The following is a 14,053-nucleotide window of genomic DNA, read 5'->3' on the forward strand; positions in this document are numbered from 1 at the left end:
TACCACCAGAAGACCCTGGTGGCCCAGGTGGCCGACGCGGTGTTCAGCGGCTTCCCGATCGGGTTCTACTTCGTCACCGTGGTCACCGCGCTGATCCTGGTGCTGGCCGCGAACACCGCGTTCAACGGCTTTCCGGTGCTCGGCTCGATCCTGGCCCAGGACCGCTACCTGCCCCGCCAGCTGCACACCCGGGGCGACCGGCTGGCGTTCTCCAACGGGATCGTCGGCCTGGCCGCGTTCGCCATCATCCTGGTGATCGCCTTCGACGCCGAGGTGACTCGGCTGATCCAGCTCTACATCGTGGGCGTCTTCGTGTCCTTCACGATGAGCCAGACCGGCATGGTCCGGCACTGGAACCGGTTGCTGCGCACCGAGTCCGACCCAGCGGAGCGGCGCCGGATGCGGCGCTCGCAGGCGATCAACACGTTCGGCCTGATCCTGACCGCCAGCGTCCTGGTCGTGGTGCTGATCACCAAGTTCAGCCATGGCGCCTGGATCGCGATCGCCGCGATGGCGGCGCTCTACGTGTTGATGACCGCGATCCGCCGGCACTACGACCGGGTAAGCGCCGAGCTGCGGGCCTTCGACGAGGCCGGCCCGGTCGGCCCGCCGTCCCGCAACCACGCGATCGTGCTGGTGTCCAAACTGCACCAGCCGACCCGCCGGGCGCTGGCCTACGCCAAGGCGACCCGGCCCGACGTCCTGGAGGCGGTGACCGTCAACGTGGACGACACCGACACCAGGCGGCTGGTCGCCGAGTGGGAGAAGGAAGGCTTTTCCGTACCGCTCAAGGTGATCGAGTCGCCGTACCGGGAGATCACCAAGCCGGTGCTCGACTACGTGAAGCGGATGCGCACCGACAACCCGCGCGACGTGGTCACCGTGTTCATCCCGGAGTACGTGGTCGGCCGCTGGTGGGAGCAGTTCCTGCACAACCAGAGCGCGTTGCGGCTCAAGGGAAGGCTGCTGTTCCAGCCGGGCGTGATGGTGGTCAGCGTGCCGTGGCAGCTGGCGTCCTCGAACCGGGTGCGCCACCGCGCCGAGATGGCGCCCGGCGCGGTCCGCCGTGGACTGTTCACAAAGGACGGTCCGGGCGGGAACGGCAAGCGGTGACCGAGCCGGAGCTGGACTGGACCGGCCGGCGGTTCGAGGTGACGGTCGGGCCGGTCGCGCACGGCGGGCACTGCGTGGCCCGGGCGCAGGGCCGGGTGGTGTTCGTGCGGCACGCGCTGCCGGGTGAGCGGGTCACCGTCGAGGTGACCGAGGACCGCGGCGGCTCGTTCTGCCGGGGCGACGCGGTCGAGGTGCTGACCGCCGCGTCGGACCGGGTCGAGCCGCCCTGCCCGGTGGCGGTGCCCGGCGGCTGCGGCGGCTGCGACTGGCAGCACGCCTCGGGCGACCGGCAGCGGGAGCTGAAGGCCTTCGTGGTGGCCGAGCAGCTACGCCGGCTGGCCGGTCTGGACCGGCCGGTGACCGTCGAGGAACTGCCCGGCGGCCTGCTGCGCTGGCGGACCAGGGTGCGGCTGGCGGTCGGTCCGGACGGCCGGGTCGGGTTCCACGCGCACCGCAGCCACCGGGTGGTGCCGGTGGCCGACTGCCCGATCTCCGCGCCCGGCACGGCGGACCTGGTGGCCGACCGGACCTGGACGCCGGGCGCCGAGCTGGAGGTGGCCCTGGACGCCCAGGCCCACACGCACGTCAGTGAGGTGCGGGACCGGCGGGCCCGGCGGCTGGCCGGTTCCGGCACTGCCGTGGAGCGGGCGGCGCGCCGGGACTGGCGGGTGTCCGCGCACGGGTTCTGGCAGGTGCATCCGGATGCCGCCGACGTGCTGGCCGAGGTCGCAGGCGGCTGGGCGAACCTCGCGCCCGGCGCCGTCGCCTGGGATCTCTACGCCGGCGTCGGCCTGTTCGCGGCGGTGCTCGCCGGCCAGGTCGGTCCGACCGGGACGGTGCTGGCGGTGGAGTCGGTCGCCGCGGCCGCCGAGCAGGCCGCCGCCAACCTGGCCGACCTCCCCCAGGTGCAGGTCCGCGCCGCGCGGGTCGAGCACGCCGTCAGCGCCCCCGACCTCCCCGCCCCGGCCGTCGTCGTCCTGGACCCGCCCCGCAAGGGCGCCGGCCGCGCCGTCGTCTCCGCCATCGCCGCCCGCCACCCGGACCGGGTGATCTACATCGCCTGCGACCCCGCCGCCCTCGCCCGCGACATCGCCACCTTCGCCGGCCACGGCTACACCCTCACCGACCTCCGCGCCTTCGACGCCTTTCCGATGACCCACCACATCGAATGTGTGGCACTCCTCACCCCCATACACTGAGCGTGCTCTCTCCGGCACTGTCAGTGCCTACTGCCATCATCGCCGCCATGAGACACATGTGCGAAAAAGCAGGAGGTCCGGGCCGGTGTGGGAGACTGATCGCGACTGGCGTGAGCTAGGGAGGCCATCGTGGGGTTCGCGCTCACCGAGAATTCCGGCCCTTGCACGCACTCCGGCTACTGGACCATCCAGGACGTCGAGGCATTGCCCGATCACGGCAACCACGCCCGATACGAGATCCTCGCGCCGGGAGTGCTCACGGTGAGCCCCGCTCCGGCCCACCTGCATCAGCGCCTGTCACTGAACCTGGCGATGCGGCTCGTCCAGGCAGCCCCTCCGGAGCTTGAGGTCGTTGAGGCGGTCAACGTCGAGATTCCCGGCGGCATGTTGTGCCAGCCCGACATCGTGGTCATCGATCGGGCGTTTGCCGATGCGGCGCCGGTCGTCCGCTTTCCGCCGCATACGGTCCGGGCGGTGGTGGAGATCGTCTCGCCGAACTCGAAACCGCAGGATCGGCTTGTCAAGCCGCAGCTCTATGCGGCTGCGAAGATCCCGGTGTACTGGCGGGTCGAGATGGAGAAAGGCCCGCAGGTGATCGTCTCGGAGCTGCGGCGGGGCCGGTATGTGCAGGTCCTCACGGCCGTGGCGGGGGCGCGGGTGGAGGTCCCGGTGCCGTTTCGGGTCGAGCTGGATCCGGCGGAGCTGGTGGGGCGGGCGGGGCGGTAGGGGGCAGGCCGGCGCGCTGGCGGAGCCAGTCGGGGATGTGGTCGTCGGTGCGGGGGAAGAACCGGAGCTCGTCCTGGAAGCCGATGGGCGGGGGCAGGCGGCGCCACCGGGGTTCGCGGTCGGGCTCGAAGTCGCAGCTGAAGCTGCTCGGCGGGGCCAGCAGGTAGACGGCGGAGAGCCAGGTGCCGCGGCCGGGGCGGTACATCCCCCGGCGCAGGTGGCCCAGGCCGTCGACCACCTCGGCGGGCGGGCGCATCGGGTGGGCCACCCCGTCCGGGCCGGTGACGAACACGTCAACCTCGATGTGCCGGCCGGCCGAGCGGTACTCGGCGCGGACCTCCGTCCAGCCCGGCGGCGCGACCGACAGCAGTGCACGTCCTACCTGGCGGGTGAGGCGGTCCTGCTCCGCCTGCGCCATGATGGGCGGCGGCTCACTCACAGTGACGTCCCCCACTCCGAAGCCTCGGTTCCGGCCCGTTGACCTTACCGGTCCCGGGGAGCAGGTGTGGATCGCTCGTAGACTGGTCGAACGTCGTATTGCCGAAACGGGGTGGAGTGGTGACCCTGCTGGAGTCCGTGCATGGACCGGCCGATCTGAACACGCTGACGCACGAGGAGCTCACGCGGCTCGCCGCCGAGATCCGCCAGTTCCTGGTGGACAAGGTGACGGCGACCGGCGGGCACCTCGGCCCGAACCTGGGCGTGGTCGAGCTGACCATCGCGCTGCACCGGGTGTTCGACTCGCCGCGCGATCCGGTGATCTTCGACGTTGGCCACCAGAGCTACGTCCACAAGATCCTCACCGGGCGGCGCGCCGAGTTCGACCGGCTGCGCCAACAGGACGGTGTCTCGGGCTATCCCAGCCAGGCGGAGAGCGAGCACGACCTGGTGGAGAACAGCCACGCCTCGACCGCACTGTCCTACGCGGACGGGATGGCCAAGGCGTTCCAGCTGCGTGGCGAGGACCGGCACGTGGTCGCCGTGGTCGGCGACGGCGCGCTGACCGGCGGCATGTGCTGGGAGGCGCTGAACAACATCGCGGCCGGCCAGGACCGTCCGATGGTGATCGTGGTCAACGACAACGGCCGGTCCTACTCCCCGACCATCGGCGGCCTGGCCGAGCACCTGGCGACGCTGCGCACCAAGCCGGCCTACGAGAAGGCGCTCGAGGGCGGCAAGAAGATGCTGCAGGCCACCCCGGTGGTGGGCAAGCCCGCCTACACCGCGCTGCACGCGGTCAAGAAGGCCCTCAAGGACGCGCTGTCCCCGCAGATGATGTTCGAGGACCTGGGGCTGAAGTACCTGGGTCCGGTGGACGGGCACGACTTCGCCGCGCTGGAGGGGGCGCTGCGCCGGGCCAAGGCGTTCGGCGGACCGGTGGTGGTGCACACGGTGACGTGCAAGGGACGCGGGTTCCCGCTGGCCGAGAACGACGAGATCGACCAGATGCACCAGACCGACCCGATCGACCCGCTCACCGGCCGGCCCACCAACGCCCGGAGCGAGACGTGGACCCACGTCTTCGCCAAGGAACTGGCCGCGATCGGCGCCGAGCGTCCGGACGTCGTGGCGATCACCGCGGCGATGCTGCGCTCCACCGGTCTCGGCCCGTTCGCCGAGGCGCATCCGGACCGCTGCTTCGACGTCGGGATCGCCGAGCAGCACGCGGTCACCTCGGCCGCCGGCATGGCGATGGCCGGGCTGCACCCGGTGGTGGCGATCTACTCGACCTTCCTCAACCGGGCGTTCGACCAGGTGCTGATGGACGTCGCGCTGCACCGCCTGCCGGTCACCTTCGTGCTCGACCGGGCCGGGATCACCGGTCCGGACGGGGCCAGCCACCACGGCATGTGGGACCTGTCGATCCTCGGCGTGGTGCCGGGCATCCGGGTCGCCGCGCCGCGCGACGCCGGCACGCTGGCCGTCGAGTTGCGGGAGGCGGTCGCGGTCACCGACGCGCCGACCGTGCTGCGCTTCCCGAAGGCGTCGGTCGGCGGCGAGGTGCCGGCGATCGACCGCAACGGCCCGGTCGACGTGCTGCGGGTGCCCGGGCCCGGGGAGAGCAACGACGTGCTGCTGGTCACCGTCGGGGCGTTCGCGGAACTGGGCCTGGCCGCCGCCTCGCGGCTGGCCGACCAGGGCATCGGGGTCACCGTGGTCGATCCGCGCTGGATCTTCCCGGTGCCCGGCGAGCTGGCCGCCATGGCGGCCGCACACCGGCTGGTGGTCACGGTCGAGGACAGCGGCCGGCACGGCGGGTTCGGCTCGGCGCTGGCCACCGTGCTGCGGGACGCCGAGGTGACCGTTCCGCTGCGCGATCTGGGTGTTCCCAACGAGTTCCACCACCAGGGCACCCGCTCGGAGGTGTTCGTCCGGCTCGGGCTGACCGCACAGAACGTGGCCCGGCGGGTCACCGAATGGGTCGCCGACCTGCTCGGTGATCCGGCGACGAGCGTGCCGGCGGACGCCGAACGCGAGAAACGGTGACAGTGTGCGGATTCTGATCGTCGAGGACGAGCAGGCCTTGGCCGAGGCCGTGGCGCGCGGGTTGCGCCGCGAGGGCATGGCGGTCGACATCGCGCTCACCGGGGACGACGGTCACGAGAAGGCGTCCATCACCCGCTACGACGTGGTCGTGCTGGACCGGGACCTGCCGGGCATGTCCGGCGACGAGCTGTGCCGGGAGATCGTGCGGTCCGGGCAGCTCACCCGGGTGATCATGCTCACCGCCAGCGGCGCGGTGGAGGAGCGGGTCGAGGGGCTGTCCCTCGGCGCCGACGACTACCTGGCCAAGCCGTTCGCCTTCCCCGAGCTGGTGGCCCGGGTGCGGGCGCTGGCCCGGCGGGCCACCCCGGTGACGCCGCCGATCCTGCGTGCCGGGGACGTGGAGCTGGACCCGGCGCGGCGCACGGTGACTCGCGCCGGCCGGCCGGTCGAGCTGACCCGCAAGGAGTTCGGCGTGCTCGAGGTGCTGCTGGCCGCGGCCGGATCCGTGGTGAGCAGCGAGGAACTGCTCGAGCGGGTGTGGGACGAGAACGCCGACCCGTTCACCACCACCGTGCGGGTGACGGTCATGACGTTGCGCAAGAAGCTGGGGGAGCCGGGCATCATCGACACCGTGGTGGGTTCGGGCTACCGCGTGCCGGTGGCGAGCCGGCCAGACGGTGGCTGACCGGACCAGACGCCGGGGCCCGGGGCTGCGCGGCCGGATCACGCTGCTGGCCACCGCGCTGGTGGCGGTCGCCAGCGCCGTGCTGCTGTGGCTGGGCTGGACGCTGGCCGGGGAGATGGCGGCATCCGTGCCGTCGCTGCCGGAGGGCGGCACGATCATCGTCAACGGGGCGCCGGTGGAGGTCGGCCGGCTGGCCGAGGCGCTGCGCGACGACGTCCGGGACCGGGTGCTGACCGCCGGTTCGATCGCGTTCGTCAGCGTGGTGCTGGCCACGGCGCTGCTGGCCTGGACGATCACCGGCCGGGTCCTGCAGCCGCTGCGGGACGTGACGGCCACCGCGCAGCGGCTGTCGGTGGAGTCGCTCGGGGAGCGGATCGCGCACCGCGGGCCGCGCGACGAGGTAGCCGAGCTGGCCGAGACGTTCGACGCGATGCTGGACCGGCTGCAGGCGGCGTTCGCCGGGCAGCGGCATTTCGTCGCCAACGCCAGCCACGAGCTGCGCACCCCGCTGTCGGTGATCCGGGCCGAGCTGGACGTCACGCTGGCCGACCCGAACGCCGACGCGGCCGAGCTGCGCCGGATGGCCGAGGTGGTGCGGGCGGCGACGCTGCGGGCCGGCCAGCTGGTCGAGGCCCTGCTGGTGCTGGCCCGCGCCGACGGGCAGGGGCTGGCCGTCGCCGAGCCGGTCGACCTGGCCACGGCGGTCGGTTCGGCCTGGCGCGCGGTGGCGGGCGACGCGCAGGCCCGGCACATCAGCGCCTCGTTCGTCGGCGACTCGGCGCCCACGGTCGGCGACCCGGCGCTGCTCGAGCGGGTGGCCGGGAACCTGCTGGAGAACGCCGTGCGGCACAACGTGGACGGCGGCTGGATCGAGGTCCGGGTGGAGCGTGGGCCGGGAACCTCGTGCCTGCAGGTGCGCTCGTCGGGCGCGCAGGTCGACCCGGACCGGGTGGGGGAGCTGTTCGAGCCGTTCCGCCGGGGTGGGGTGGACCGCACCGCCCAGTCCGGCACCGGGCTCGGCCTGTCCATCGTGCGGGCCGTGGTGCTGGCCCATCACGGCCAGGTGTCGGCCGACGCGGTGCCGGGCGGCGGGCTGTCGGTCACCGTCCGGTTGCCGCAGTAGCAGTGCCGCCTCTCCGGGATTTTTGTGCGGTCGTTGCGTTTCGGCGGATGGTGCGGGGATCGGGTGGATGGTGGCTGGGTGCGGTGCCGCCTCTCCGGGATTTTGTGCGGTCGTTGCGTTCCGGCGGATGGTGCGGGGATCGGGTGGATGGTGGCTGGGTGCCGTCACGGTCCCCTGAGGTAGCTGTTGGTCTGTCATCGTGCGGTTGCCGCGGTAGCCGTGAGGCCCAGGCGCTCGGCGAGGTCGATCGCGTTGTGGGGGGCGTGGGCGTGGATGTCGTTGTCGAAGTAGACGTAGGCGTCCCCGGCGGCCCTGGTCAGCTGGCGGACCCGGTCGGCCCAGCGGTCCAGCGCGGCCGGTGAGTAGTCGCTGGCGTAGAGCTCCTCGTCGCCGTGCAGGCGGATGTAGGCGAAGTCCGCGGTCACGTCCTCCAGGTACGGGAACTTCCCGGCGGTGTCGGCGACCACCAGGGCGATCCGGTGCTCGCGCAGCAGGTCGAGGAAGGACGGATCGGTGAAGCCGGGGTGGCGCACCTCCAGCGCGTGCCGCAGCGGGCGGTTGGCGTCGGTGCTGGTCCAGGCCCGGCCGTCCAGTCGGTGGTCGTGCCGGGCGGCCAGGGCGGCGGCCGCGGCGGTGTCGCGCGGCAGCAGGTCGAAGAACGCGGCCAGCAGGTCGGGGTCGTAGCGCAGGCTGGCCGGCAGCTGCCAGAGGATCGGGCCGAGCTTGGCTCCGAGAGCCAGCGGGCCGGAGGCGAAGAAGTTGGCCAGCGGCGTCTGCACGTCGCGCAGCCGCTTCATGTGGGTGATGAACCGGCCGCCCTTGACCGCGAACACGAAGTCCTCGGGGGTCTGCGCGGCCCAGGCCTGGTAGCTGGCCGGACGCTGCAACGAGTAGAACGAGCCGTTGATCTCGACCGAGTTGAGCCGCTCGGCGAGGTACTCCAGCTCGCGCCGGTGCGGCAGGCCCTTCGGGTAGAACGGCCCGCGCCACGGCGGATAGAGCCACCCCGACGTGCCGACCCGGATCATGGCGGCAGGGTGCCACCGGGGTGGCCCGACTAAACGGCGACCGAGCGCAGGGCCTGGCTGAGCGCCTCGGCGGTGAGCGTGACCTGCCAGTTTCGGGCGCCGCCCGCGCGCAGCACCTCGGCCACGGCCGCGGCGTCGGGCTGGGCCGGGGGCTCCCAGCAGGTGCGCCGCACCAGGTCGGGTTGCAGCAGGTTCTCCACCGGAAGGCGGTTGGCCTCGGCGATGGCGGTGAGCGCGGCCCGGGCGGCGACCAGCCGGGCGGCGGCCGCCGGGTCCTTGTCCGCCCACCGGTTGGGTGGCGGTGGACCGTCGTTGGGCGGCGAGGGATCGGGCAGGTCGCGGCGGCCCAGCGCGGCCGCGTTCCGCAGCGCGCGCATCCAGGTGTCGGCGAGCCGGCGCTGCGCGCGGCCGCGGAACACCGGGAGCTCAAGGAGCCCGGCCTCGTCGGCGGGCGCGGTCACGGCGGCGTGCACGATCGCGCTGTCCGGCAGGATCCGGCCGGGGGCGATGTCCCGTTGCCGGGCCAGGCCGTCCCGGGCCTCCCACAGCGAGCGGACCGCGGCCAACCCGCGCGGGGTGCGGACCCGGTGGATGCCCGACGTGCGCCGCCACGGCTCGGCTCGCGGTTGCGGAGGCGGCGCGGTGCGCAGCGCCTCGAACTCCTCCAGGGCCCAGTCCAGCTTGCCCTGCGCGGTCAGCTCGGCCTCGAGCGCGTCGCGCAGCGGCACCAGCAGCTCGACGTCGAGAGCGGCGTAGTTGAGCCAGTCGCGCGGCAGCGGCCGGGTGGACCAGTCGGCGGCGCCGTGGCCCTTCTCCAGCCGGTAGCCCAGCAACAATTCGACCAGCGTGCCGAGCGCGACCCGCTCGAAACCGGCCAGCCGGCCGGCGAGCTCGGTGTCGAACAGCCGGTCCGGCCGCAGGTTCAGCTCCGCGAGACAGGGCAGATCCTGGGACGCGGCGTGCAGCACCCACTCGGCGCCCCGCAGCGCTGAGATGAGCGGTTCGAGGTGGTCGTCGAGCCCGATCGGATCCACCAGCACCGTGCCGACACCCTCGCGACGCACCTGCACCAGATAGGCGCGCTGCGAGTACCGGTAGCCGGACGCCCGCTCGGTGTCGACCGCGATCGGTCCCTGGCCCGCGCCGATCGCGGCCGACACGTCGGCAAGCACTCGCGGGTCCGTCACCACCTCCGGCGTCCCACCGGAAGGTTCGGTCAGCAGCACGGGATCGGATCGCGCCAGGTCGGCGTCCTCGGTCCCTGATGTGCCCACGACGGATCACCCTACGGGACGAGCTCCCGGCAGGTGGTGCGGACCAGCAGATCTTGACTTGTGGGTTCCCGCGAAGATCCGCCGGAGATCAGCGGATCACGCCGGCCCGCATGGCCAGCGCGACCATCTGTGCCCGGTCGCCGGTACCCAACTTGCGCCCGATCCTGGAGAGATGGCTCTTCACGGTCAGGGCGGACAGGTTCAGGCCCTCACCGATCTCCTTGTTGGACTGGCCATCGGCAACGAGCTGGAGAACCTCGACCTCCCGGGCGGAAAGCTCCCGGGGCGTGTTGTCGGTGCCCGGAACCCGGGTGCCGGTCGCGAGGATCGGAGCCACGCTCGGGTCGGCGTACACGCCGCCTTCGAGCACGCGCCGAACTCCGTCGGTCACCACCATCGGCGACGCGGACTTCAGCAGGTAGGCCTGTGCGCCTGCCTGGAAGGCCGACCGGACGGCATACGGGTCGTCGGACGAGGCCAGCACCACGATCCGCGGCCAGCCATGGCTGCGGAGCTCGGTGACCAGCTCGATACCACTGCCGTCGGGCAGTCCGAGGTCGAGGATCGCGAGGTCGCACGGGCCGGTGGCCAATGCTCGCGCTCTTGCCTCGGCCACCGTGGCAGCCTCATGGACCGTGCCCGCACCCATCTGGGTGAGCCGGGCAGCTATCGCCTCCCTCAGCAACGGATGGTCATCGACCACTAGTACCGAAAACAGCTCTTCCCGCGGGTGCGGGACCATGTTCGCCGGCAGTACGCCGGCTGGCGTGGTTCGAACGGCCTGACCTAAGCCGACGGCAGCCACGTCACTACCTCCCTGGAGTCGGTCGTGCCCCCCGACCGGCACCGGGACTTTCGGCCAAACAGCCGCGCCGCCATTGGACCGAAAGTGGTGTCGACGAAGGCAGCCTAGCCGCCCAAGCGGGTTAAGGACATGATCAAATGGTGATATATCCGATCGAGTTGTCACCCGGCCGTGTACGTGTCACACGATCGGACCAACCCGGCGCGGTCACGTAACGGATGTACGGAGACGCTCGATGAAACGGAGTCACTCTCGTGGAAAGCGCTGAGTTCGAGCGGGCCAGCACGTTGTTGCGGGCCGCACCGGTCGTCGATGGGCATAACGACCTGGCCTGGGCGCTGCGCAACCGGCTCGGCCCGGACGCGCGCACCGTGGTCGCCGGAATCGACCTCACCGCACCCCAACCCGAACTGCACACCGATCTCGGCCGGCTGCGCGCCGGGGGCGTCGGGGCCCAGTTCTGGTCGGTCTACGTGCCCTGCGAGCTGGCCGGACACGCCGCCGTCACCGCCGTGCTGGAGCAGATCGAGATCGTCTACGCGCTCGTCGACCGCTACCCGGAGCAGCTGCGGATCGCCCGGACGGCGGACGAGGTCGAGGCCGCGATCGCCGCCGGACGGGTGGCCTCGCTGATCGGAGCGGAGGGCGGCCATTCGATCGCCGGATCGCTCGGCGTGCTGCGCGCACTGCACCGGTTGGGCGTGCGGTACATGACGCTGACCCACAACAAGAACGTGCCGTGGGCCGACTCCGCAACCGACGAACCGGCGGCGGGCGGGCTGACCGGGTTCGGCCGGGCCGTGGTGGCCGAGATGAACCGGCTCGGCATGCTCGTCGACCTGTCCCACGTCGCGCCGGCCACCATGCGCGACGCCCTGGACACCAGCTCCGCGCCGGTGATCTTCAGCCATTCCTCCTGCCGGGCCGTGCACGACCACCCGCGCAACGTGCCGGACGACGTGCTGTCCCGGCTGGCGGACAACGGCGGGGTGTGCATGGTGACGTTCGTGCCGAAGTTCGTCTCGGCGCAGTCGCCGGCCACCGTCGCCGACGTGGTGGCGCACGTCGAGCACGCCCGGGAGGTCGCCGGCATCGACCACATCGGGCTGGGCGGGGACTACGACGGCGTCGGCGAGCTGCCCAACGGGCTGGAGGACGTCAGCCGCTACCCGGTGCTGTTCGAGGCGCTGCTGGACCGGGGCTGGACCGACGAGGAATGTGCCAAGCTGGCCGGCCGCAACATACTCCGCGTGTTGCGGGCGGCTGAGCGATCCGCCGCATAACTGGCAAAAGGTAACTCAGCCGCGGCGCTGTCCGAACGCCGCCACCCCCACCGGCGGCAGGCCGACGACGCTCGCCATCAGGTCGCAGAACGCCTCGCCGTGCGGGGTCAGCTCGGCCGTGTGCGGGGTCCAGGACGCGCGCAGCTCGAGATCGTCGGTGCGGGCCGGGCCGGCGATCTCGCCGAACCGGGCCGAGGACGTGTCGGTGACCGTGCCGCCCAGCGCGCCGTAGTCCGCCCCGCACGCCGCGAGCGCGTCGGTGAGCCAGGACCAGGTCACCTCCGGCAGCAACGGGTCGGCGGCGAGCTCGGCGTCCAGTTCGGCCCGCACGTAGGCGACCACCCGCAGCGTGCCGCCCCAGGCCTCCTCGCCGTCCGGGTCGCAGAGCAGCACCAGACGCCCGGTGGCCATGATCCCGGCCGGGCCGTCCACCTCGGCGGTGAACGCACACGCCCAGGGCGCGAGCCGTTGCGGCGCCCGGACCTCCTCGATCCGCATCTCAGGGCGGGGTCGCAGCGAACGCAACGCCGCGACCGCCTGCGTGAACAGCTCCGGAGCCGCCGACGTACCGGTCACGACTGGTAACTGTAGGTCCACCCGAGTCGGTGAGCGGTAACGGCGCGCCGGATGTTGGCGTGGCACGATGTGTGTCGCCATGACCCACGCAACTGATTCCGGCGCCGTCATCGCGCGCCGCGCCCTGCCCGGCGCCCCACTGCTGGTCGCCGCGGGCGGCGCCCGTCCCGATCGCGTCCCGGTGTGGTTCATGCGCCAGGCCGGCCGGTCGCTGCCCGAGTACCGCCGGTTGCGGGCCAGTTCCTCGATGCTCAGCGCGTGCTTCGACCCGGCCCTGGTCTGCGAGATCACCATGCAGCCGGTGCGCCGGCACGGGGTGGACGCGGCGATCCTGTTCAGCGACATCGTGGTGCCGCTCTACGCCGCCGGGGTCAGCCTGGACATCGTGCCGGGCACCGGCCCGGTGGTGGCGAGCCCGGTGCGCGCGGCCACCGACGTGGCGAACCTGCCCGAGTTGGCGGCCGGCGCGGTGCGCCCGGTCGCCGACGCGATCGGGTTGCTGCTGCCCGAACTGGGTGAGGTCCCGCTGATCGGTTTCGCGGGCGCGCCGTTCACCCTTGCCTCGTACCTGATCGAGGGCGGCCCGAGCCGGCATCACGAACGCACCAAGGCGTTGATGCACTCCGACCCGCGGACCTGGCACGCGCTGCTGGACCGGCTGGCCGACCTGACCCGGACGTTCCTCCAGGCGCAGATCGCCGCCGGCGTGGACGCGGTGCAGCTGTTCGACTCCTGGGCCGGCGCACTGTCCGAACGCGACTATCGGGAGCTGGTGGCGCCGCACTCGGCCAAGGTGCTCGCCGGGCTCGGCGTGCCGCGCATCCACTTCGGTGTCGGGACCGGCGAGCTGCTCGGCGCGATGCGCACGGCGGGCGCGGACGTGGTCGGCGTCGACTGGCGGGTGCCGCTGGACGAGGCGGTGCGCCGGCTTTCGGCCGCGCTGCCGGACGGCCCGGCCCCGGTGGTGCAGGGCAACCTCGACCCGGCGATCCTGCTGGCCGACTTCGCGGTGGTGGAGCGGGAGGTGCGGCGCATCGTCGCCGAGGGACGCGCGGCCGGCGGGCACATCTTCAACCTCGGCCACGGCGTGCTGCCGGACACCGACCCCGACGTGATCACCCGGGTGGTCGAGCTGGTGCACGGCCTGGAGCCATGACCTCCGTGCGCGCCGCCGTCGTCGGCGGCGGGATCTCCGGTCTGGTCGCGGCGTACCGGTTGCGCCGGCTGCTCGGCCCGGCCGCCCGGATCACGCTGATCGAGCAGACCGACCGGCTGGGCGGCAAGCTGCGCACCGTCGAGCTGGCCGGGACCCGCTACGACGTCGGCGCCGAGGCGTTCCTCAACCGGCGGCCGGAGGCCGTCGCGCTGGCCACCGAACTGGGTCTGGCCGGCGACCTGGTGCATCCGTCGGGGGCGCGGTCGACCGTGCGGGCCGGTGGCGTGACCCGGCCCATCCCGCCGCGCACGGTGATGGGCGTGCCCGAGGGGCCGGAGCCGGTGCGCGCGCTGCTCTCCCCGGACGGGCTGCGCGCGGTGGCCGCCGAACCCACGCTGCCGCCGGTCCGGCTGGACGGCGCGGACGCCGGGCTGGGTGCGCTGCTGCGCGGGCGGTTCGGCGCCGAGCTGGTGGACCGGCTGGTGGACCCGCTGCTCGGCGGGGTCTACGCCGGCACGGTCGACGGGCTCGGCCTGCGGGCGACGTTGCCGGCGCTGGCCGGCGCGCTGGACGCCGGCGCCACCTCGCTCACCCAGGC

General features: G+C 72.7%; 14 protein-coding genes. 9 read left to right on the forward strand and 5 right to left on the reverse strand.

Annotated features, from left to right (window positions below):
- From VFO68_RS29310 to VFO68_RS29320, 3 genes are all read left to right on the forward strand, one after another.
- Positions 1-1,113, forward strand: a 1,113-nt coding sequence (locus VFO68_RS29310) for an APC family permease (RefSeq protein WP_325161647.1), incomplete at its 5' end; no start/stop codon positions are given.
- Positions 1,110-2,312: a class I SAM-dependent RNA methyltransferase gene (locus VFO68_RS29315; RefSeq protein WP_325161648.1), complete on the forward strand. Its 1,203-nt coding sequence runs from the start codon at positions 1,110-1,112 to the stop codon at positions 2,310-2,312. The genes VFO68_RS29310 and VFO68_RS29315, both read left to right, overlap by 4 nt.
- Positions 2,313-2,441: 129 nt before the next feature.
- Complete coding sequence (locus VFO68_RS29320) at positions 2,442-3,038, forward strand: Uma2 family endonuclease (RefSeq protein WP_325161649.1); 597 nt, start codon at positions 2,442-2,444, stop codon at positions 3,036-3,038.
- On the opposite strand, the gene VFO68_RS29325 is transcribed toward VFO68_RS29320, so the two are convergent.
- The gene (locus tag VFO68_RS29325; protein WP_325161650.1) at positions 2,947-3,477 is read right to left on the reverse strand and encodes a hypothetical protein; all 531 of its coding nucleotides are present in this window, start codon (positions 3,475-3,477) and stop codon (positions 2,947-2,949) included. The two genes, VFO68_RS29320 and VFO68_RS29325, sit on opposite strands and share 92 nt — an antisense overlap.
- Before the next feature lie 119 nt (positions 3,478-3,596).
- On the opposite strand from VFO68_RS29325, the gene dxs reads away from it, so the two are divergent.
- Genes dxs through VFO68_RS29340 form a run of 3 tightly spaced genes read left to right on the forward strand, consistent with a single transcriptional unit; the run spans position 3,597 to position 7,333 of the window.
- Complete coding sequence (dxs, locus tag VFO68_RS29330) at positions 3,597-5,525, forward strand: 1-deoxy-D-xylulose-5-phosphate synthase (RefSeq protein ID WP_325161651.1); 1,929 nt, start codon at positions 3,597-3,599, stop codon at positions 5,523-5,525.
- Between the two features lie 4 nt (positions 5,526-5,529).
- Positions 5,530-6,210, forward strand: coding sequence for a response regulator transcription factor (locus tag VFO68_RS29335; protein WP_325161652.1), 681 nt, complete (start codon positions 5,530-5,532; stop codon positions 6,208-6,210).
- Complete coding sequence (locus VFO68_RS29340; RefSeq protein WP_325161653.1) at positions 6,203-7,333, forward strand: HAMP domain-containing sensor histidine kinase; 1,131 nt, start codon at positions 6,203-6,205, stop codon at positions 7,331-7,333. The genes VFO68_RS29335 and VFO68_RS29340 overlap by 8 nt, the downstream gene beginning before the upstream one ends.
- A gap of 194 nt (positions 7,334-7,527) precedes the next feature.
- Here the strand turns inward: VFO68_RS29340 and VFO68_RS29345 are convergent, their stop codons facing one another.
- The 3 genes from VFO68_RS29345 to VFO68_RS29355 all read right to left on the reverse strand — a co-directional run bounded on the left by VFO68_RS29345 (position 7,528) and on the right by VFO68_RS29355 (position 10,440).
- A complete protein-coding gene (locus VFO68_RS29345) occupies positions 7,528-8,361 on the reverse strand; it encodes a DUF72 domain-containing protein (RefSeq protein WP_325161654.1) in 834 nt (277 codons plus the stop codon).
- A 29-nt stretch (positions 8,362-8,390) separates the two neighbouring features.
- On the reverse strand, positions 8,391-9,635 hold the full coding sequence (locus tag VFO68_RS29350; RefSeq protein WP_325161655.1) for an HRDC domain-containing protein: 1,245 nt from the start codon (positions 9,633-9,635) through the stop codon (positions 8,391-8,393).
- An 88-nt stretch (positions 9,636-9,723) separates the two neighbouring features.
- Positions 9,724-10,440: a response regulator transcription factor gene (locus VFO68_RS29355; protein WP_325161656.1), complete on the reverse strand. Its 717-nt coding sequence runs from the start codon at positions 10,438-10,440 to the stop codon at positions 9,724-9,726.
- Between the two features lie 254 nt (positions 10,441-10,694).
- Between VFO68_RS29355 and VFO68_RS29360 the strand changes: the two genes are divergently transcribed.
- Complete coding sequence (locus tag VFO68_RS29360; protein WP_325161657.1) at positions 10,695-11,723, forward strand: dipeptidase; 1,029 nt, start codon at positions 10,695-10,697, stop codon at positions 11,721-11,723.
- 15 nt (positions 11,724-11,738) lie between these two features.
- Here the strand turns inward: VFO68_RS29360 and VFO68_RS29365 are convergent, their stop codons facing one another.
- A complete protein-coding gene (locus tag VFO68_RS29365; RefSeq protein WP_325161658.1) occupies positions 11,739-12,299 on the reverse strand; it encodes a DUF3000 domain-containing protein in 561 nt (186 codons plus the stop codon).
- 79 nt (positions 12,300-12,378) lie between these two features.
- Between VFO68_RS29365 and hemE the strand changes: the two genes are divergently transcribed.
- Both hemE and VFO68_RS29375 read left to right on the forward strand, forming a co-directional pair.
- On the forward strand, positions 12,379-13,455 hold the full coding sequence (gene hemE / locus VFO68_RS29370) for a uroporphyrinogen decarboxylase (RefSeq protein WP_325161659.1): 1,077 nt from the start codon (positions 12,379-12,381) through the stop codon (positions 13,453-13,455).
- A partial coding sequence (locus VFO68_RS29375) for an FAD-dependent oxidoreductase (protein WP_325161660.1) occupies positions 13,452-14,053 on the forward strand: 602 nt, incomplete at its 3' end. The genes hemE and VFO68_RS29375, both read left to right, overlap by 4 nt.

Origin of the sequence: Actinophytocola sp., assembly GCF_035712165.1 — a bacterium.
Lineage (GTDB): Bacteria > Actinomycetota > Actinomycetes > Mycobacteriales > Pseudonocardiaceae > DASYTH01.

What these genes read in the sequence shown, in the direction of transcription:
- hemE (WP_325161659.1), top strand. Translation starts at nt 12,379, where the DNA reads ATGACCCACGCAACTGATTCCGGCGCCGTCATCGCGCGCCGCGCCCTG.
- VFO68_RS29345 (WP_325161654.1), bottom strand. Translation starts at nt 8,361, where the DNA reads ATGATCCGGGTCGGCACGTCGGGGTGGCTCTATCCGCCGTGGCGCGGG.